Raw genomic sequence first — 19,227 nt, forward strand, 5'->3', positions numbered from 1 at the left:
CATCTACGCATCCCACAATATCTTGTGACCTACGCATACATATATTATTCTTCTACTGTTTCTTCCTCTTCTACTTTCACCCCTTCTGGTTTCATGAGAGGGAATAACAACACATCACGAATGGATGCAGAGTCCGTTAAGAACATGACTAGACGGTCGATACCGATACCCAAACCTGCAGTTGGCGGCAAACCGTATTCCAAAGCTGTGACAAAGTCTTCATCCATACGATGGGCTTCATCATCACCCGCTTCACGTTCTTTTAATTGATTTTCAAAACGTTGTTTTTGATCGATTGGGTCATTTAACTCGGAATAGCCATTGGCTAATTCACGACCATAAATGAAGATTTCAAAACGTTCTGTAGTCAATGGTTTCTCACGATTTTGTTTTGCTAGTGGAGAAATTTCAACTGGATGTCCATATACTACAGTTGGTTGCATCAAGTTTTCTTCTACATATTCTTCAAAACATAAATTCATGATTTTACCAATACCATCGGCTTCACCATATTCTACATTTAAGCGGTCTGCAATCGCACGCGCTTCGCTCAATGTTTCAATAGCATCAAAATCTTCCCCAGTGTATTGTTTAATACCCTCTTGCATAGTGATGCGATTCCATGGTGGAGTCAAATCAATATCCATGCCTTGGTAGTTAATTTTTGTCGTACCTAGTACTTCTTGTGCACAGTAGGATACCACTCCTTCTGTTAAAGCAATAGCATCTTCAAAGTTGCCATAGGCTTGGTAGGATTCCATCATAGTAAATTCCGGATTATGACGGATAGATACGCCTTCATTACGGAAAGAACGGTTAATTTCATATACGCGCTCTAAACCGCCAACAATCAAACGTTTTAAGTATAATTCAGGGGAAATACGCATATAGATATCAATGTCTAAGGCATTATGATGTGTAATGAATGGGCGTGCTGCCGCACCGCCTGGAATAGCATGCATCATAGGAGTTTCTACTTCCATGAATTGCTTGCTGTTTAAATACTCTCTAATTTTCGCTACGATTTTCGTACGTTTTACAAATGTATCACGAACGCTTGGATTTACGATTAAATCCACATAGCGTTGGCGATAGCGAAGTTCTGTATCTTTCAACCCATGCCATTTTTCTGGTAATGGACGAAGGGATTTAGACAATAAAGTCAATTTGTTGACTTTCACTGTAATTTCGCCTTTTTGTGTTTTAAACACATGGCCCTCGATACCTACAATATCTCCCATATCAAGCATTTTTACATATTTGTAATCCTCTTCTCCCATAACATCTTTACGGAAGTATACTTGAATATCGCCAGATAAATCGCGCAAATTAGCGAAGGCTGTTTTACCATGAGAACGAATTGTCATCAATCGACCAGCAATCACTACTGGTTGACCATCAAAATCACGGAATTCATCCTTAATTTGGAGTGCCTTATGTTGAACAACAAATCGTTGTCCAAATGGATAGATATTATCCTCTTCATATTGCGCCAACTTTTCGCGGCGTACCAACATTTGATCGTTTAAATCCAATTGTTCTGGCACATGTTTTTCTTCGCTCATGAGGGGCCTCCTTATACTTCTTTACCCTTATTGAATGCTTAATATTTTGAAACTCACCATACCATCTGGTGTATTCACTTCTACTTTGTCACCTTTCGCTTTTCCTAAAATCGCCACGCCTACAGGGGATTCATTAGAAATACGATTGTTGAAAGGATCTGCTTCAGAAGAACCTACAATAGTGTAGTCTAATTCTTCATTAAACTCTTCGTCTAACAAAGTTACTTTACTACCTACTGTCACTGTATCGCCTTTTACATTTTCATCAATGATTTTAGCTGTATTAATTTTATTTTCCAATTCAATAATGTGACCTTCGATGAAAGCTTGTTCGTTTTTCGCATCATCATATTCAGAGTTCTCTGAAATATCACCGTAGGAAATAGCAATTTTAATACGCTCTGCCACTTCGATTCGACGTACAGATTTATAATAATTTAATTCTTCTTCCAGCTTCTTCAACCCTTCGGCTGTAAGTAAGGTTTCTTTTACCTCTGCCATGTATGTCTCTCCATTTCTATTCCTCATATACAGAAAACAGTGCCACATGACACTGCCTCCCTTATGAAAAAGTTACTTAAATTTCTTATTAACAATAGCTATAATTATACTGACTTCTCTTGTAAATGTCAATGTGAAAGCCTATACTTGTACGACACACATGGAGTTTACCCTATTTTTTATAGACACTTTCATAGATAGCTAACGCATCCTTAGGTGTAAGATTACTATATGCTGTAGGATAACGAACACAACTATCAGCAATATCCGGTAAGGATCCTTTTGGAATCCCTACTTCTTCCAAAGTAGATGGCGCACCTATTTCTTTGAAATATGTTTCTAAGGCTTCGATACCAGCTAATGCATAGTCTGTATCACTCATAGTGCCTTGTTCAATGCCCCACACTTCCTTAGCAAAACGCATCAACCGCGCTGTAGCATTGGGCAAAATCCAACGCAAATACGCTGGATGCATAATCGCCAGACCTGCGCCATGAGGAATATCATAAAAAGCTGACAGGGCGTGCTCTAAGGCATGCGTCATCCAGTCTTGATCTTTGCCTAATCCTAAGGAACGATTCAAGGCTAAGGTAGCACCCCACATAATGTTAGAACGAGCTTCATAATCTTCTAAGTATTCCATGGATTTCCTGCCATTGCGCACGATATTTTTAAAAATTCCCTCGATGGCAGAATCTGTCACATTATCATCATCAGGTGTAGATACATATTGTTCCAATAAATGGGACAACATATCTACGATGCCATAGGCAACTTGCTCTCGCGGTAACGTGTAGGTATAGGTAGGGTCTAACATAGAAAATTGTGGAAACAAAGCCGGTCCATAACCGCTTAATTTTTTCTGTGTTTCCCAATCTGTAATAACACCGCCATTATTCATTTCACTGCCAGTAGCTGCCATAGTTAATACTACACCAAATGGCAATGCCTCCATCACAGGCTGATGGTCTAAAAAGAAAGTTTGCCAAAAGTCAACCGTATCTGGTAAGGTAGCACCACCTGCAATGAATTTAGTGCAATCAATAACAGAACCACCACCGACGGCTAGAATAAAATCAATATTATGTTCTTTGCATAAAGCAATCCCTTCACGCACTTTCGTAGTTCGTGGATTTGACATAATCCCACTTAACTCAAACACTTCCTTACCAGCTTGTTGTAAGGCTTCTTTTACCGTATGATAAATGCCATTCTTTTTAATACTACCTCCACCATAGGTAAGTAGTACTCGTGTTCCATAGTGACTTAATTCAGCTGCTAGTGATTCCTTCACACAGTCTTTGCCAAACACTATTTTGGTTGGGTTATGGTAAATAAATGATTTCATTCGACCCTTGTCTCCTTACTATTAAATACGCCTATCGATGATAGAATGAATAGACAATTGTTCTTTCATAGACTGTATCTGCTTTAGTCTTGCTTTCACCATTCATATTGATATCATTCGGCACAAATTGTGGCTCAATGGCAATGCCTGCATGACTGCCATAATGACGTTCTCGGCCATCTTCGTCCAACCAATTTCCTGTATATACCTGAAAGTGTGGCGCATCTGTATGGAATACCGCTGTCACATCCTTACCTTGTAACACCGCAAAAGGCACAACAGAATCTACTGTTTTACTTCCCTCTACTGGAGCCGTTACAAAATCATGGTCATATCCCTTATATTGACTTAGGGCATCAGCATAATAGTCCAATGCCTTTTGTAGATCCATACCATTTCTAAAATCAAATGGTGTTCCATCCACTGATGCTGGTTCCAATTGCGGGATTTGATGGTCTCCAAATGGCATATACTGATGGGCTCCTAATTCTAATACATGGTTCGATAAGTCACCTTCTCCATGCAGATTAAAGTATACATGATTCGTTAAGTTCACAAAGGAATCTTCAGAGGTTGTGTACACATACGTGACTACTAACGTCTGCTCTACCAATCTGAATACCGCTTCTACATAGAAATCACCTGGAAATCCATCTTCTTCAGAAGTAATAGAATGAGAGAGATGTACCACTGTATCAGAACAATTTTCCTCCACTGCATCCCATAGATGATGCCCAATATTTCCTTTCCCACTATGCAATAAGTTGGGTCCATTGTTAGCTGTTAGTTGATGAACTGTACCATTCCACGTATAGGCTGCATTGGCAATACGATTCGCCACACGGCCTACGGTAGCACCCAGTTGTCCATGCTTTGTTTCATAGTCTTGTGCAGAATCATAACCCAATGCTAAATGGCGCTGCAACACTTTATCATAGACAGCGACAATGGTGGCACCATAATTACTGATTTGTACTCGTAGTACTTCATTTTCTATTGTATATACATGAGCCTCTTGGCCTGTTTGTAAGTGTCCAAAAGATTCTACTTTCATCATAACTCCTAACCTCCGATACGCCACATAGGACGTTCCACTTTTTCAATGGAATTTCCATCATGACTCGCGTATCGACCTTGTAATGCCTCTTCAATGCAATGCAATATAGTTTGTGGTGTACCGCCATTTTGTATAAGTCCACGCAAGTCTAAATCTTCATCACGCAACAAACATAAGCGTAGCGATCCATCTGCAGTGAAACGAATGCGATTGCAAGAAGAACAATATTGATTGGACAAAGGAAAAATAAAGCCAATTCGTTGTCCATCTGGCAATTGGAAGTATTGAGCTGGTCCAAATCCCAATCGGTCTGTGACTGGAGTTAACTCAGATCCCACAATGCGTTCAATCTGCTCCTTCCACTCTCCAAAGGTTGGCACATGACTTTGTTTCCCTTGGAATGGCATATATTCAATAAATCGCCAGACCACATCCCACTCTTTTCCATAATGCAACAAGGTTTCCACTTCTTTGTCAGAAAATGGCGCTTGCACTACAGTATTAATCTTTATGTTTTGAAAGCCTGCAGTTTTTGCAGCTTCTATACCACGAAGCACACCAGCTAATTGTCCATTGCGACCTACAGCTTTGGCAAAACCCTCTTCTTCCACAGAGTCTAAACTAATATTTAATCGCTGTACCCCTGCTGTAAATAAACGTTTCGCCTGAGTTTCTAATAGACTACCATTGGTAGTCATAGAAATATCGGAAAACCATTGGCTCTCTTGTATACGCTCTAACAACTCATATAAATGTGGATACAATAATGGTTCTCCCCCAGTTAAGCGCAAAGCTTTGATGCCTCCTAAGTGCAATGCCTCTAACAAAGGCAACCAAAAGCTTGGCGGCAACACAGGCGCCATAGCTTCTGTAATCTCCTGAGGCCGACAATAGGCACAACAAAAATTACACGCTTCCGTTAAGGAGATACGTGCATACTCAATGACACGCCCTTGGCTATCACGCATTGACTGGCTCCTCAACAATACGCACTGCATCACCTACTTGAATCTTTCCGCCTTCTAGCACACGGCCAAATATCCCTTGCGTAGGCATAATGCAACTTCCTACTTGTTGCATAATTTCACAACCTTGATGACACTCTTTGCCGATTTGTGTAACCTCTACGATAGTCTTACCTAAGGCTAATTTAGTACCCACTGGCAATTGAAATAAAGTCAAGCCTTCTACAGTAATATTTTCTGCAAAATCACCAGGGTTCACATCAGCACCGCTTTTACGCATTAATTCGATACTTTCAATACCAAGCAAGCTCAATTGACGATGCCATGGGCCTGCATGAGCATCTCCTTCAATACCATGATTTACTACTAACTCCGCTTCAGGGATGTTTGTTTTCTTTTGTCCTTTTGCTCTGCTAATTGAAATAGCAATAATTTTTGCGTCCATTATATCTCCTTAGATTATTATATTTAAAATTACCTATATAGTTTCTATTATATCACGTTTGTATAGTAAATCTATAACAAAAAGCACGCCCTTCCAGAAAGCAATCCATATGTTTGCATTTCTAAAGACGTACTCTTTATTTTATATTCTTTAAACTAATTATTTTTTTATATCCCTTTGACCTAAACCATTAAAAACCATATTTAATACGACCGCTAGAATACTGCCAAAGGTAATACCACTTTCAAAAATAATCTTCGCAGCTGGTGGAAAGTTATGATAAAACTGTGGAGCTCCAATAGGAATCATAGCCACACCAATACTCAATGCTACAATCATCAAATTATGATTATTTTCGTAATCTACCTTTCCCAAAGAACGAATGCCGCTAGCAATAATCATGCCAAACATGGCAATCCCTGCACCTCCAAGCACTGGGCTAGGAATGGATGCCACTACGGCTGCTAATTTAGGAAACAGTCCTAAGACCATCAAAATCATACCAGATGTAGCTACTACGAAACGGCTTTTCACATTAGTCACTGCAATTAATCCAATATTTTGAGCAAAAGCTGTATAAGGAAAACTATTTAAAAAACCACCTATGCATGTAGATAATCCATCCGCTTGTAAACAAGAACTTAATGTTTTCTTATCCACTTTTTTATCTACAATTTCACCTATGGCAATGGCATCTCCTGTAGTCTCTACCATACATACAGACATAACTACAAGCATAGCGATAATGGAGCTTACATCGAAGGTAGGCATACCGAATGCAAGTGGTGTCACTAAGCCTAACCAATCCGACTGAGTCACCTCAATAAAATTCACTTCTCCTAAGGCATAAGCAATCATAGTACCACCTAATAAGCCAATAAGAACTGACAAATTACTTAAAAATCCTGTAGTAAAACGATTTACTAAGACTACAATGAGCAATGTTAATCCTGCCAACCATAAATTTGTGGAACTTGCGTAATTAGGATCTGCTGGAGATACGCCGGCAATCCACATAATCGCTACAGGCATCAAACTAATGCCGATAATCGTAACGATGGTCCCCGTTACCACTGGAGGAAATAATCGAATGAGTCTACTAAAATAAGGAGCGATGAAAAAGGTAAATATCCCTGCCACTATAATAGCTCCATACACAGCTGGTAAGCCATGTTCTGTTCCTATAATAATCATTGGTGCTACAGAGGCAAAGGTAACTCCTTGAATCATCGGAATTCGCGCACCCACTGGTCCTATCCCTATGGTTTGAATCAACGTAGCAATACCACAAGCAAATAGGTCAGCATTTATGAGGCGAATCAAATCTGGAGTAGATAAACCTAAGGCATTCGCCAGAATGATAGGAACGGCTACAGCCCCTGCATACATAGCCAATACATGTTGTAAGCCATAGGAAAACAACTTAGATAGGGGTAAGATTTCATCAACAGGATGCACCTGTTTAGCACTTTCACTCATGCCATTTCTCCATTCTTCAATACATTTTATTAAGAAGTTATGCTAATTATAATACTTTTATATTAAATCATAACTTATATAATTTGTCAAAAAGATAGCCTACTCATCAAGAGTAGGCTATATCTTATTTAGCTTTATATCCTTTTACAGTTGGATTATGGTCTTTCATAGCTTGTTCTAAGCCGAAAATAACCATCTCATTCATATATGTACGCAATTCATCATTTTGTACTTTTTCAGCATGACGTGCCAATATGCCTAAAAACTCAGCTTTATAAGTTTCCACTTGATCACCAGCTACAAAGCGATGTCCATTTAAATAGTTTTGATAATCCATATATAAACTATTCAACACTGTTGTGCCATAGCTATCTTGTTTCCAGCGATGGCTATCGATATAAAAGTTTTTACGTACATTCATATAATACAGAGCATTCTTTACATCCAACTGGCCAGCAGAAACAACTTGGTTTGTTTGTAATTCAAACAATTGTTTACTATGTGCTTGTCCATAGTTTGCAAATGTATTGACTACTTGTTTTACTTCCCAATTTGGACTTTGTACAGAAACACCAGATTGCATATCAGCTATCACAGCTACCCCTTCTTGTGCTGGCAACATCAATGGGTCTTGTGCTGCATACGCAGTTTGCCCCAATGCAATAACACCTAATATGGCAGCTCCTGCTATCCACCGTTTACTTTGTTTTTTCATATAAAAGCTCCTTTCAGTATTTCATTCTATATCCCTATTATACAGATTGTACCTCTTTTATTCAATGAGCAATTGTATATTCATTTAGTCTATTATATTCTATCCATCAAAGTATATGTCTTGACTTTTATCAATCCATCAAGTACCATAAGAGTAACTATGATAATATCTATCATTATCGTTTTACTGTGGAGGTGACCATGAAGTATTTTGAATTAGAAGCACTGCCTTACCCTGACCATACCTTAGAACCGATTATCAGCAGAGAAACACTCACATTTTTGTATACCCAGGTGTACAGCCATGCCATATCTTCACTTAATGAACTAGTTGAAGAGTGTCCTGACCTTCGCTTTGGTCATATTGACTGTCTGTTAGGAGGCCTAAGCCATGTACCACAAGAAATTCGACAAGATATTCAGCGTTATGGTGGAGCCTATAAGAATGTAACCTTATTTTTGCACACGTTGACAAGCCCTAATACAAGTACCATAAACGGACCAATCAAAGATGCTATCAACCGCTCTTTTGGGTCCTTCGAAACATTCCAACAGCAGTTTACGAAGGAGGCTCACGCCCATGTTGGTAATGGTTGGACTTGGCTTGTCATCAACCCAGACAATACCCTTTCTATTACGTCCACAAAAGAACAAAACAATCCAATTATGGATATGCAAACTGCCATTTTAGGCATCAATATGTGGGATTACATGTATTCCTCATCTAACCGTCAAAACTATATTGATACCTTCTTCACCATTGTGAATTGGAAGATCGTGAACCACATATACGAAGAAACATTAAAAAGTCCAAATCGTTTTGGTCACGAATAAAACAAATAAAAAGCTGTCATTACCTCGTTGTGTATGACAGCTTTTTTCTATTCTTCTGGTACGGTGCCCACATGGACTGCTACAATGCCACCTGTAAGTTCAAAATACTTAGCATCTTGTAGTCCCACATCTTTAAAAATTTGAAGAACACCTTCTTGCCCCACATAACGGCGCAATGATTCTGGCAGCCATGCATAAGATGATTGATCTCGGCTCAATTTCCCCAACACAGGCAGAATCTTTTCAAAGTATATATAATAGGCTTGTTTAAACCCAAACATAGTAGGCTTTGCCAATTCCAAAGTAACTACTTTGCCACCCGGTTTAACAACACGTTTCATTTCACGAATCGTTTGTTCAATGCTTGGCACATTGCGCAAAGCAAAACCAGATACAGCACCATCAAAGGTATTGCTATCATAAGGTAAATCCATAGCATCCCCTTGGGTCAAGGTCACTCGATCTGTATATCCTTCTTTCTCTAATCGATTTTGCCCCACCGCTAACATTTCAGGACTAAAATCAAGTCCTTCCACATGTAAAGACGGAATTTCTTGTAATGCTGTTTTTGTTAACATACAAGTACCACAAGCAATATCCGCTAGTCGCATACCTTCCGTTAATTCTAATTGTTCTATAGCAAATCTACGCCACCGTGCATCTTGGTTAAAACTCAATAATGTATTCATCACATCATAATGCTTCGCAATATGAGAGAATACATCTTGCACGTAAGCTTTTTTATCTTCATGTGTTTTAAATTCCACAATATACCTCCAGTTATTTATACTGCTATTCATTATACACGAATGGATGAGGATATTCCATAATTTGTGATTTTTTTCTCTTGCCAAAAGTATATATTCCGTTTATAATGTGCTTATGTCTTTTATGAGTAGATATTTGTACTCGATTTTAAGTATTTATAAGTATAAGGAGTTTTCTATGAGGGCATTATTTCAATTCATCAATAGATTTAGCCTCATCCAGCAAATCTGCGTAGGTCTCTTAATCGGCACTGGTATTGCCGTATGGTCTCCAGAAAATGCTGTGAAGTTATCTTTATTAGGTACCATCTTCGTAGGTGCATTAAAAGGTGTAGCACCTGTATTAGTATTTTTCTTAGTCATCGCAGCAGTCAGCCGTCATCGTTCCGGTCAAAAAACTGGCATGCGTTCCATCATCGTATTGTACTTAATCGGCACATTTGCATCTGCAGCTATCGCCGTAGCAGGTAGTTTCTTATTCCCTACGACTTTGCTATTAACAGCGTCTCCAGCTGATACAGCACCTCCTAGTGGCATTACTGCAGTACTTTCTACTTTATTAACTAATATTGTTGAAAATCCTGTGAAAGCCATTTTAAGTGGTAACTATATTGGCATTCTTGGTTGGGCTTTATTATTTGGTTTTGCTCTTCGTCATGCAGCAAATGAAACGAAAGATGTGATGGCTTCCATCTCTGATGCGATTACATTGGCTGTACAATGGATTATTAAATTTGCTCCTCTTGGTATCATGGGCTTGGTAGCTCAATCTATCGGTGAAAATGGATTAGGCGCTTTACTGACTTACGGTAAATTGTTATTAGTCCTATTAGGATGTATGTTTGCGGTAGCGCTCATCATCAATCCATTGATCGTAGCTATCGTTATGAAACGTAATCCATATCCATTGGTATTCCGCTGTCTTCGTGAATCTGGTGTTACAGCCTTCTTCACTCGTAGTTCCGCTGCGAACATTCCAGTTAATATGGATTTAGCAAAACGTTTAGGCATTACACCTGATACCTACTCCATTTCCATTCCACTAGGCGCTACTATCAATATGGGCGGTGCAGCTATTACCATCACTGTTATGGCATTGGCAGCTGTATCTACATTGGGTATTCAAGTAGATCTAGCGACAGCAATCTTACTTAGCATTATCGCTACCATCTCCGCTTGCGGTGCCTCCGGTGTAGCTGGTGGTTCACTCTTATTGATTCCATTAGCTTGTTCCCTATTCGGTATTTCCAATGATGTAGCTATGCAAGTGGTTGGTGTTGGATTCATCATCGGCGTGATCCAAGACTCTACCGAAACAGCATTAAACTCTTCTACAGATATCTTATTTACAGCAGCTGTAGATTATGCGCGTCACGGCTACCCAACGGACAAAGTATAAACGTATACTTCACACATACTGTTTGAAAGGTCTATTTGTTCTTTGGCATGGGATGCCCAATAGAATTTATAATTACATATGGCTTATGAAAGTAAGCCCTAAAAAGGACTGGTACAATCTGTACCAGTCCTTTCTTATTTGTGTCATCACTTATATTGTAAAGCAAACAGGATGATATGCTTTCTCTTATACCCCAGTGTATCCGTGTACTACATTCGGTTTCACTACGAATGTTGGCAGTACCGCTTCTACTAATTGGCTTAATCTTTGTGAAAGTTCCTCTTTCGTATATTTCACATCATGCGGTACTTGTACGTCAAAACTAATCTTTCTATGTTCCATATCAATTCGAATATCGTATAAAGAAAAACTGTCATCATAGGCTTGAATCACTGCCACTAAACGTTGTTGCAAAGCTAGTGTTTGCTCATTGACAACGATTGGATCCATATGGATGGTCAGTTTTAACTGTAATTCTTTCAAAGCTTGTCGTTCCACACGATCAATCATATTATGGATGGTCATCGCATCTTGTTTCGCATCTACTTCTACGTGGATAGAAGCATACTCGTGGCCTGGACCATAATCATGAATCATTAAATCATGAGTTCCTAAAATACCAGCCTTAGATTCTACAAAATTAATAATCTCTTGTACACGTTCTGTAGTAGGTTCAAATCCTAATAAACGATCTGTTGCTTCTTTCAGCACTTCAAAACCAGCTTTTGCAATGATAAGTGCCACAATTAAGCCTAAATACCCATCAACGCTCAATTGGAATATACCGCCCAACAATAAGCCAATAGCAATCGCTGCAGTGGCCCATACATCGGATAAAGCTTCTTTCCCATTGGCACGCAAGATAGGAGAATCAATACGATTACCAATGGAACGCAAAAAGAAGGATAACCAAATCTTTAAAGCCATAGCACCCAACATTACAGCCAAAGCAGACATGGAAAACTCTACTACCTCGGGATTCATAATGTGCTCTATCGCTTCAATACCTAATTGAGCCGCTACAACAAACAGTAAAATAGAAAAACCAATGGATAATAGATATTCCATTCGACCATGTCCGTATGGATGCTCTGCATCTGCTTTACGGCCAGATAATTTAAAACTCAAAAAGGATACTAAAGATCCCCCTGCATCAGCCACATTATGGATAGCATCACTAATCATAGCAATGGAGCCGATAAGAAAACCAATGATCAATTCCCCTAAACAAACTAACACATTCACCACAATACCGGTGATACTCGCCATAATCCCATATTGTTGACGTACATTAGTATCTTTGACTTCATCTTTATTTTTTACAAATAAACGGATTAATACTTCTGTCATACTACACCTCTTTTATCTATTTAACATATACTTACAATTCTACCCCCTTCTAATCTGCTATATCTCAGAGGTAGCTTTTTATTCTCATTTACTTTCTCATTATATACTATTATCCAACTATTATCAACTATAATTTTAATTGAGAATATTTGATTTCAAAATATTTATAACCTATGTCATATACTCATACAATAAGGTAGAATATATTTCTTTATACTATCTTTATACTATCTTACACCTCTAGCATTACTAGCATATCATACTCATATTTGCCTATACAGAATAGACGCATTCTAATTATAGGTACTGCACAATATACCAATTATCATCATATATTAGTATAAAAAAACTGCAGTGATATCATCCCCATCACTACAGTTTTTACTATATATCTTTTTAATGGATTACCATTTATGTTCGTAGAACACTTGCGTCCACATAGACACTTCTGACAATGTTGGATGTGGAGCCATAGCCTCGCCAATGGAGATAACAGATTGTGGATCCAAGTACCTTGTCAAACCTTGTGCACGTAGTTCTTTCGTTGTATTAGAACCGATTTCTTCATGAACAGGCACTAATTTCACTTCACCACTATTCATTAAATGTACATATGGTTGGAACAAGATCGATGCTTGTGGTCCCACGATATGAGCCCCTAATAGACGATTCGTAGCTTTATCTACCACTACCTTGATAAATCCATCATGCACATCACCTTTGTCAATACCAAGAGCCATACCTTTAGCAGAGTTAGAATAATGGTTGATACCAACTCCTACATCATAACCAGCTTCTTTAGCTTCCGCTTCTGTCATACCAATACGACCTACTTCTGGATACGTGAACGTCACCATAGGAATCAAATCATAGCGTGCCCAACGATAGTCTATTGGAGATGTAGCACGATATAAATTATGAGAGATAATATCCCCTTCATAGTTGGCACGATGACGGAAGGCTGCATTACCATTCACATCACCTAATGCATACACACCTTCTACAGATGTTTCTAAAAATTCATTAGTTTTAATCCAGCCACCTGGTAATTGTTCAATATGAGTATTTTCTAGGTGCAAATCTTCTACAGACGGAGCAATCCCAGTAGCCACCAAAATTTCATCTACACGGATTTCAGATACTTCACCTGTAGTACGGTTTTTCACAGTGATTACTTTATCACCATTATCCACACGTACATTATCACATACAGTATCTGTTAATACGTTCACTCCAATGGCTTTCATTTCTTCTAAAATATGAGCAGAAATAGCTTCATCTTCTTTTGGTAACAAACGCACATTGCGCTGGATTAACGTCACTTCCGCACCTGCTGCGGCAAACACGCCAGCAAATTCTGTACCAATAGGACCACCACCAAATACAGCTAGTCGTTTATATGGTACTTTTGGATATTCACTGCCAAAGAATTTTTCACTTGTAATATAACCAGCTTCTTCTAAGCCATCTACATGGTTCACTTTAGAATGACCGCCTGTACCAATGATAATAGTAGGTGCTGTAATTTCTTCTGTTTTTGTACCATCTTGCAATGTTACATATAATACTTTATCACTTACAAATGTAGCTGCTCCATGGTATACATCAGCATTATCAAAGCTTTCATAAAACTCTTTAACCCCTTTGCTTTTATTGATAGCTTTCCAAACCCGTTCACTCACTACATCCCAGTTAAGAGTCGGTGTGGCAGTTTCTACACCAATTTTTTTCCAACCATGGCTTTCATGTACCACATCCGCTGCAGTAACCATTACTTTTGTTGGAATACAGCCACGTGTTAAACAAGTGCCACCAAAGCCTGTTTTTTCAATAACAGCTACACGTTTACCTGCTTTTAATGCTGCATCAGCTACTAAGCTAGCACCACCAGTACCAATTACGATTACATCATATTGTTTCATTTACGTCATCCTTTCTAAACCAATGGATAATCTTTATTCTTTGTATATAGTATATCATACATCGACTATTTTAGATATGAGAATTTTTACTATTTTCCGCTGGCAATGGAATCTAACAATTCAATATACGTTTCTTTTGTTAAAGGAGCTTCAAAGTTTTCTAGAATCTCTTCCGCTACCTGTGCCTCATCATATAATAAATCTACAATAGTCATAGCTAAGGCTTGAGCCGTTTTAATATAGGCTACATCTGGTACGGTAATATTATATTCCGCACTATGGAGCACCCCTTCAATACATCCCACCCAAGGGTGGATAACAGGCATTAAATGGGATACATCACCCATGTCAGTACTTGCTGTCATATGCACCCGTTGACGTACATTGTCTGTACCAAATAGCGGTTCTGAGTTAGATCGTAATAAACTGTTCATATCTGGATTATCACGCATCGGTAAATAGCCCGGTAGATCATGAATCACACAAGTAGCCCCCACTGCATCTCCGCCAGCTTTCAAGGCACGATTGACACGTTGATTCCCATCTACAATAGCTTGTACATTAGAAGCACGCACATAGCTTTCAACTTGCACATAATCCGGTACACAGTTGACCAAGGTTCCCCCTTGATTAATGATAGGATGGAAACGGAAGTAATCGCTCTCTTTGAAAGTCTCACGAATAGCATGTACTCCCATCACCCCCATCAAAGCTGCATTTAATGCGTTAATCCCTTCATGAGGAGATGCCGCTGCATGGGCAATTTTACCATGGTATTCAATCAGTTTTGCCACAAATCCATTGGAGGTACTACCTAAGTTCATTTCTCCCGTAGGTGTGTCCGCTGTTTCCACATGCATTTGCATAGCCATATGGATATCATCAAAAGCTCCTTCATAAATCAGTTGTTGTTTACCACCTAAGTATTTAATCGTTCCTTTTTCACGCAATGTATTGCGATAATCCACTTCAATCATCTCTTCTGCTGGGACTGCAAATAAAACTACATCCCCACCAAGAGCGTCCATAACGCCTTCCGCTTGTAAGCCCATGGCTACTGCAAATAAATTGGCAATTTGCACATTATGTCCACAACAATGGGCTGCCCCTGTCATAGGATCTGCCTTTGGATGACGGTGACATACGATGGCATCCAATTCACCGATCATGGCGACAGTTTTTTTAGATTTACCACCATGCAAACGACCTTTCACACCTGTAATAGCATGACCAGTGGTAAAAGGAATCCCTAGCTCTGTAAACATATCTTGTACTTTTTGAGATGTTTTATGCTCTTTATAGCCCAATTCTGGTTCATCCATAATGGCGCTAGCTAATGCACGCAATCGACCTTGACCTGCCACAATGGCATCACATACACGTTGTTTTACTTCTTCTTTCGTTAACATAATCGGTCTCCTTTTACATTGTATGAAAATACCTTTTACTAAAAGGTATCTATGTATAACTCTTGAACTCTATTGTACCACGAAATCAAAAAGAGAGTTGATAGGAAATCCTCAACTCTCTTTCATTAGGTTCAACTATAACCTATATGGTTATATTCAAATTTAAATCACACCTTGCATATGTAATACAAAATGAGCTACTGCAGCAGCACAAATAAAGGTACCTGCCGTTACCGCTAAGGCTACTGGAATAATTCTCCAAGATAGACGACGGAATGCTCCTAAGTCTTTTCCCAAGGAGAGACCTGCATAGGCTAATACTGGTGTGGTTGTAGCCAAGAATGTTACTTCTTTTGTTTGTGCAATAATCCATGCTTGCCCTGGCATGATTGGCAAGGATGCAATGACCCCTACTAAAGATACCCAGAAGACCATAGGGAATCGATTAGCTAATGGCAAATAGGAAATAATCGCACCAATAATTGCTAACCCAGCAATCACAAAGACCCCTACAAGGCTTGGGCCCAATAGATGCTTGCCATCAATGATATTACCCAGAGCAGTCATAATAGCTGCAATGCATATAACAATGACAAATTGTGTAATTTTTTCACTCATAGTCATTTTATTGTCCCTCCTCTGCCAAATCTTGTTCACGTGTACGACCTGTAAAGAAATTATATGTTTTTTCCATCACAGGCAAAGATACGAAAATACCAAAGTAAACGCCTAGTACAGTAGTCAGCAAATTAGCTGCCCCTGCTAAAGCTGCAATTTGAGCTTCATATTCAGGATATACTGCAATGATAGGGGCAGTAGAAGCAGCCATCATACTAGCACTACCTACACCCGCACCCATAGCCAAGGCCAGTGGATGGAACCAACCCATTTGAGCAAAAAATCCTGCTAATACAGACGCCCACATAGCACCAATCAATACGCCACAAATATACATGCCCATAACGCCACGGCCTTCAGGAGAGCTAAAGCCAAATTTATCAATAATAATCGCTACATTAGGTTCCCGGTCTACAGAGTAACAAGCACCCACCGCTTCACGGCGCATTCCTACTAATAATGCCACTGGCAAGCCGAATAAAATAGTACCAAAGAAATGACCTAACTCTTGTAACATAAGAGCCAACCCAGCAGTAGAAAGAATTTCTAAATTAGGGCCAATCCCTAAGCCTACTTTAACCATTAAGAGCATCACTGCAATCCCAAGATAATCCGCTGATTTTTCCATGGTTTCTACTGTTAAAATTTTGAATGATGGAATGGATACAAACAAACCCATAATCAACGCGTAGAGAAGCGGTAAGAATACCACAGCTCCAAATCGTTGGATTCCGATCATTTCTGCAATGATGGTAATCACAAGAGCCAATGCATGTAATTTCCAGTTTTGTAATACTTGCATACAATACCTCCTATACTAATAACTATAACTATTTCTTTATTATAGTAAAGTTTAACGTGCACGGTCAATGTGTGAGCGATTCCGAATTAGCAATAGGGTTGCAAAAATAAAATAAGAGGTGAATAGATGTACTATCCACCTCTTATGATTAAGAGCTAGTATATTGAGTTATCATATGCCGTATAATTGGCTTATGCGTTTACTAATGCTTTTCCTAATGCTTCACATTGTTCTTTACCAGAATCATCAGGTTCGCCCATAACTGGTAATTTGTCAACTACAACGCCATTCGCGCCTTCTACGCGACCAGCCCAGTCATCTAACCAAGAGCCACCCCAACCATAGGAGCCAAACAATACTACTTTTTTACCTGCCAATTTAGGTTCTAATGCTTCATAGAATGGTGCAAATTCACCGTCTTCCAATTCTTCAGCACCCATGTCAGCGCAACCTAATGCTAATTTTTCATAATTAGCAGCTTCATCAGCAGTGATTTCAGAAACGGATTTTACTACCACTTCTTGACCAGCATCAGCGATGCCTTTACCTACAGCTTCTGCCATTGCAGCTGTGTTACCTGTTCCAGACCAATAAATTACAGCGATCATAATGTTACCTCCTAGCATGCCGTTACGGCAACCAAAGACTCTAAAGATTTTCCTTTATTCAACTGTGCATGACAATAGTCACGACACATTCGAAAACAATGAAATGCGTGCATAGCTGACGCTTGATTTCCATATACCTTCCAGTCTCCACAGACTTTATAGCCTGCTCCTCGGAATTGGATAAACGCTTTTACATCTTCTAATGGATATCCTAAAAACACACCGATTTCATGAGGAAATACGTCGCTCATTTCAATACGATCACGCAAATGTAATAACCAATCTGCCAAAGTTTCATAGGATTCATATCCATAATTTTGTAAAAATGCTAGCACCTCAGGTTGTCGCAAATAGTCCTCAAGCATACGTTCACGAAATACGAGTAATAATTTTCGTTTATCACAATGGCACAATTCATAAAAGAATAGACCTTTTTGATTAAATTTATCATTATACTCATGTGTTTTTTCTACCATCTTAGCCCCTAAATGCTGAGGTAAAGCAACAAGATTTGCCACTTTAATACCTCGAATCGCGGGCGCACAATGGTAACCGATAATCTGCTCGATGGATTCCATTTGTTGTACCTGCCTTTTTACTTATTTTGGGGAGAACACTTGCTCTCACAGCAAATAGATAATCCGGATATATATCATCTCGAAAGATGAATCAAAATAATGAAAATTATTTCTATTATTATAATACAAATAATCCTACCATATGTCAATAAGCATGAGAAGTTTTTTCATTTAAAACAAAAAAGTTGCACTCTTTGAAAGATAGGTATTTCATACTACTCATAGTCAATACTATTCTTCAAAGTTTGCAACTTTTCTTTATAATAAATACTGTAATTGTTTTCTCAGTGCTGTATCTTGCACATTTGTCATGACATATTTTACTCGTGGGGCTCCTGTACTATCTGACAAGAATGTAATTTGCAGATACATAGGATATTCCACTTGCTTAAACCATGTATTTACAATGATTTCACCTGCATATACATGTTTTCTTACTTCTCGAAATGGGACAATCACTTGGAATGATTCAGGGTGCTCTTTTACATATGAATCATAGTCCTGAATCATAGCGACTGTATATTTAAATCCTACAGGGGCTGATGTAGAATTCCAACCACCTTGCTTAGGACCAAATCCATATAGCAAGGTGCCTTCACCATAACGGGCATAGTAATAATTGTTATTTTGCTTATCCATCAGCATGTAGGACTCACTTGTATCAATACCAATTTGTCGTAGTCCCTCTTCCAATGACTGTGGCATACCACTAGAAATAATACTAGCACTACTCCCTGCTTGCACAAGCATAGTAGCCGGCCATCTATCTGATACCCTATTGGATGCTTCCACACCAATCTTGCTGCCAACTAGCATACATACAAGCGTACATAGCCATACAAAATATGTTATTTTTCTATTCATTA

At 38.8% G+C, this 19,227-nt stretch carries 19 protein-coding genes; 2 read left to right on the forward strand and 17 right to left on the reverse strand.

Features of this window, described 5'->3' with window-relative positions:
- Positions 1–44: 44 nt before the first annotated feature.
- The 8 genes from lysS to EO113_RS03325 all read right to left on the reverse strand — a co-directional run bounded on the left by lysS (position 45) and on the right by EO113_RS03325 (position 8,075).
- Positions 45–1,565: a lysine--tRNA ligase gene (lysS, locus tag EO113_RS03290; protein ID WP_127135554.1), complete on the reverse strand. Its 1,521-nt coding sequence runs from the start codon at positions 1,563–1,565 to the stop codon at positions 45–47.
- A 27-nt stretch (positions 1,566–1,592) separates the two neighbouring features.
- Positions 1,593–2,066, reverse strand: a complete 474-nt coding sequence (gene greA, locus EO113_RS03295) for a transcription elongation factor GreA (RefSeq protein WP_062401428.1) — start codon at positions 2,064–2,066, stop codon at positions 1,593–1,595.
- A gap of 172 nt (positions 2,067–2,238) precedes the next feature.
- The gene (locus EO113_RS03300; RefSeq protein WP_127135555.1) at positions 2,239–3,414 is read right to left on the reverse strand and encodes an iron-containing alcohol dehydrogenase; all 1,176 of its coding nucleotides are present in this window, start codon (positions 3,412–3,414) and stop codon (positions 2,239–2,241) included.
- 31 nt (positions 3,415–3,445) lie between these two features.
- Entirely contained in the window at positions 3,446–4,471 is a 1,026-nt protein-coding gene (locus tag EO113_RS03305) for an aldose epimerase family protein (protein WP_127135556.1), read from the reverse strand.
- A 5-nt stretch (positions 4,472–4,476) separates the two neighbouring features.
- Positions 4,477–5,439, reverse strand: coding sequence for a GTP 3',8-cyclase MoaA (locus tag EO113_RS03310; RefSeq protein WP_126940703.1), 963 nt, complete (start codon positions 5,437–5,439; stop codon positions 4,477–4,479).
- Positions 5,432–5,884 (reverse strand): MOSC domain-containing protein, encoded by a 453-nt coding sequence (locus EO113_RS03315; RefSeq protein ID WP_038144922.1) that lies wholly within the window; start codon positions 5,882–5,884, stop codon positions 5,432–5,434. The genes EO113_RS03310 and EO113_RS03315 overlap by 8 nt, the downstream gene beginning before the upstream one ends.
- 156 nt (positions 5,885–6,040) lie before the next feature.
- Positions 6,041–7,360 carry a nucleobase:cation symporter-2 family protein gene (locus EO113_RS03320; protein WP_127135557.1) on the reverse strand — a complete coding sequence of 440 codons (1,320 nt, stop codon included), beginning with the start codon at positions 7,358–7,360 and terminating at the stop codon, positions 6,041–6,043.
- 124 nt (positions 7,361–7,484) lie between these two features.
- Complete coding sequence (locus EO113_RS03325; RefSeq protein ID WP_009354067.1) at positions 7,485–8,075, reverse strand: hypothetical protein; 591 nt, start codon at positions 8,073–8,075, stop codon at positions 7,485–7,487.
- 200 nt (positions 8,076–8,275) lie between these two features.
- Here EO113_RS03325 and EO113_RS03330 point away from each other — a divergent pair, with 200 nt between their 5' ends.
- On the forward strand, positions 8,276–8,908 hold the full coding sequence (locus EO113_RS03330) for a superoxide dismutase (RefSeq protein WP_127135558.1): 633 nt from the start codon (positions 8,276–8,278) through the stop codon (positions 8,906–8,908).
- Between the two features lie 47 nt (positions 8,909–8,955).
- Here EO113_RS03330 and EO113_RS03335 read toward each other — a convergent pair whose 3' ends face one another.
- Complete coding sequence (locus EO113_RS03335; RefSeq protein ID WP_240633656.1) at positions 8,956–9,675, reverse strand: class I SAM-dependent methyltransferase; 720 nt, start codon at positions 9,673–9,675, stop codon at positions 8,956–8,958.
- Between the two features lie 178 nt (positions 9,676–9,853).
- On the opposite strand from EO113_RS03335, the gene sstT reads away from it, so the two are divergent.
- Positions 9,854–11,074 carry a serine/threonine transporter SstT gene (sstT, locus tag EO113_RS03340; RefSeq protein WP_127135559.1) on the forward strand — a complete coding sequence of 407 codons (1,221 nt, stop codon included), beginning with the start codon at positions 9,854–9,856 and terminating at the stop codon, positions 11,072–11,074.
- Positions 11,075–11,260: 186 nt separating this feature from the next.
- Here sstT and EO113_RS03345 read toward each other — a convergent pair whose 3' ends face one another.
- From EO113_RS03345 to EO113_RS03380, 8 genes are all read right to left on the reverse strand, one after another.
- Positions 11,261–12,424, reverse strand: a complete 1,164-nt coding sequence (locus EO113_RS03345) for a cation diffusion facilitator family transporter (protein WP_240633657.1) — start codon at positions 12,422–12,424, stop codon at positions 11,261–11,263.
- Positions 12,425–12,828: 404 nt separating this feature from the next.
- Positions 12,829–14,346: an NAD(P)/FAD-dependent oxidoreductase gene (locus EO113_RS03350; protein WP_127135560.1), complete on the reverse strand. Its 1,518-nt coding sequence runs from the start codon at positions 14,344–14,346 to the stop codon at positions 12,829–12,831.
- A gap of 89 nt (positions 14,347–14,435) precedes the next feature.
- Positions 14,436–15,755, reverse strand: a complete 1,320-nt coding sequence (locus EO113_RS03355) for an amidohydrolase (protein ID WP_127135561.1) — start codon at positions 15,753–15,755, stop codon at positions 14,436–14,438.
- A gap of 162 nt (positions 15,756–15,917) precedes the next feature.
- The gene (locus tag EO113_RS03360; protein WP_240633658.1) at positions 15,918–16,373 is read right to left on the reverse strand and encodes a hypothetical protein; all 456 of its coding nucleotides are present in this window, start codon (positions 16,371–16,373) and stop codon (positions 15,918–15,920) included.
- Between the two features lie 7 nt (positions 16,374–16,380).
- A complete protein-coding gene (locus tag EO113_RS03365; RefSeq protein WP_009353070.1) occupies positions 16,381–17,175 on the reverse strand; it encodes a DUF3100 domain-containing protein in 795 nt (264 codons plus the stop codon).
- 191 nt (positions 17,176–17,366) lie between these two features.
- Complete coding sequence (locus EO113_RS03370) at positions 17,367–17,783, reverse strand: flavodoxin domain-containing protein (protein ID WP_009353092.1); 417 nt, start codon at positions 17,781–17,783, stop codon at positions 17,367–17,369.
- Between the two features lie 11 nt (positions 17,784–17,794).
- Positions 17,795–18,361 carry a DUF3793 family protein gene (locus EO113_RS03375; RefSeq protein WP_126940710.1) on the reverse strand — a complete coding sequence of 189 codons (567 nt, stop codon included), beginning with the start codon at positions 18,359–18,361 and terminating at the stop codon, positions 17,795–17,797.
- 258 nt (positions 18,362–18,619) lie between these two features.
- Positions 18,620–19,225, reverse strand: coding sequence for a hypothetical protein (locus EO113_RS03380; RefSeq protein ID WP_009353066.1), 606 nt, complete (start codon positions 19,223–19,225; stop codon positions 18,620–18,622).
- Between the last annotated feature and the right edge of the window lie 2 nt (positions 19,226–19,227).

It is taken from the genome of Veillonella sp. 3913, from assembly GCF_003992235.1.
GTDB lineage: Bacteria > Bacillota > Negativicutes > Veillonellales > Veillonellaceae > F0422.

Coding starts and splice junctions, on each gene's coding strand:
- lysS (WP_127135554.1), bottom strand. CDS start 1,565: ATGAGCGAAGAAAAACATGTGCCAGAACAATTGGATTTAAACGATCAA.
- greA (WP_062401428.1), bottom strand. CDS start 2,066: ATGGCAGAGGTAAAAGAAACCTTACTTACAGCCGAAGGGTTGAAGAAG.
- EO113_RS03300 (WP_127135555.1), bottom strand. CDS start 3,414: ATGAAATCATTTATTTACCATAACCCAACCAAAATAGTGTTTGGCAAA.
- EO113_RS03305 (WP_127135556.1), bottom strand. CDS start 4,471: ATGATGAAAGTAGAATCTTTTGGACACTTACAAACAGGCCAAGAGGCT.
- EO113_RS03310 (WP_126940703.1), bottom strand. CDS start 5,439: ATGCGTGATAGCCAAGGGCGTGTCATTGAGTATGCACGTATCTCCTTA.
- EO113_RS03320 (WP_127135557.1), bottom strand. CDS start 7,360: ATGAGTGAAAGTGCTAAACAGGTGCATCCTGTTGATGAAATCTTACCC.
- EO113_RS03325 (WP_009354067.1), bottom strand. CDS start 8,075: ATGAAAAAACAAAGTAAACGGTGGATAGCAGGAGCTGCCATATTAGGT.
- EO113_RS03330 (WP_127135558.1), top strand. CDS start 8,276: ATGAAGTATTTTGAATTAGAAGCACTGCCTTACCCTGACCATACCTTA.
- sstT (WP_127135559.1), top strand. CDS start 9,854: ATGAGGGCATTATTTCAATTCATCAATAGATTTAGCCTCATCCAGCAA.
- EO113_RS03345 (WP_240633657.1), bottom strand. CDS start 12,424: ATGACAGAAGTATTAATCCGTTTATTTGTAAAAAATAAAGATGAAGTC.
- EO113_RS03350 (WP_127135560.1), bottom strand. CDS start 14,346: ATGAAACAATATGATGTAATCGTAATTGGTACTGGTGGTGCTAGCTTA.
- EO113_RS03355 (WP_127135561.1), bottom strand. CDS start 15,755: ATGTTAACGAAAGAAGAAGTAAAACAACGTGTATGTGATGCCATTGTG.
- EO113_RS03360 (WP_240633658.1), bottom strand. CDS start 16,373: ATGAGTGAAAAAATTACACAATTTGTCATTGTTATATGCATTGCAGCT.
- EO113_RS03365 (WP_009353070.1), bottom strand. CDS start 17,175: ATGCAAGTATTACAAAACTGGAAATTACATGCATTGGCTCTTGTGATT.
- EO113_RS03370 (WP_009353092.1), bottom strand. CDS start 17,783: ATGATCGCTGTAATTTATTGGTCTGGAACAGGTAACACAGCTGCAATG.
- EO113_RS03375 (WP_126940710.1), bottom strand. CDS start 18,361: ATGGAATCCATCGAGCAGATTATCGGTTACCATTGTGCGCCCGCGATT.
- EO113_RS03380 (WP_009353066.1), bottom strand. CDS start 19,225: ATGAATAGAAAAATAACATATTTTGTATGGCTATGTACGCTTGTATGT.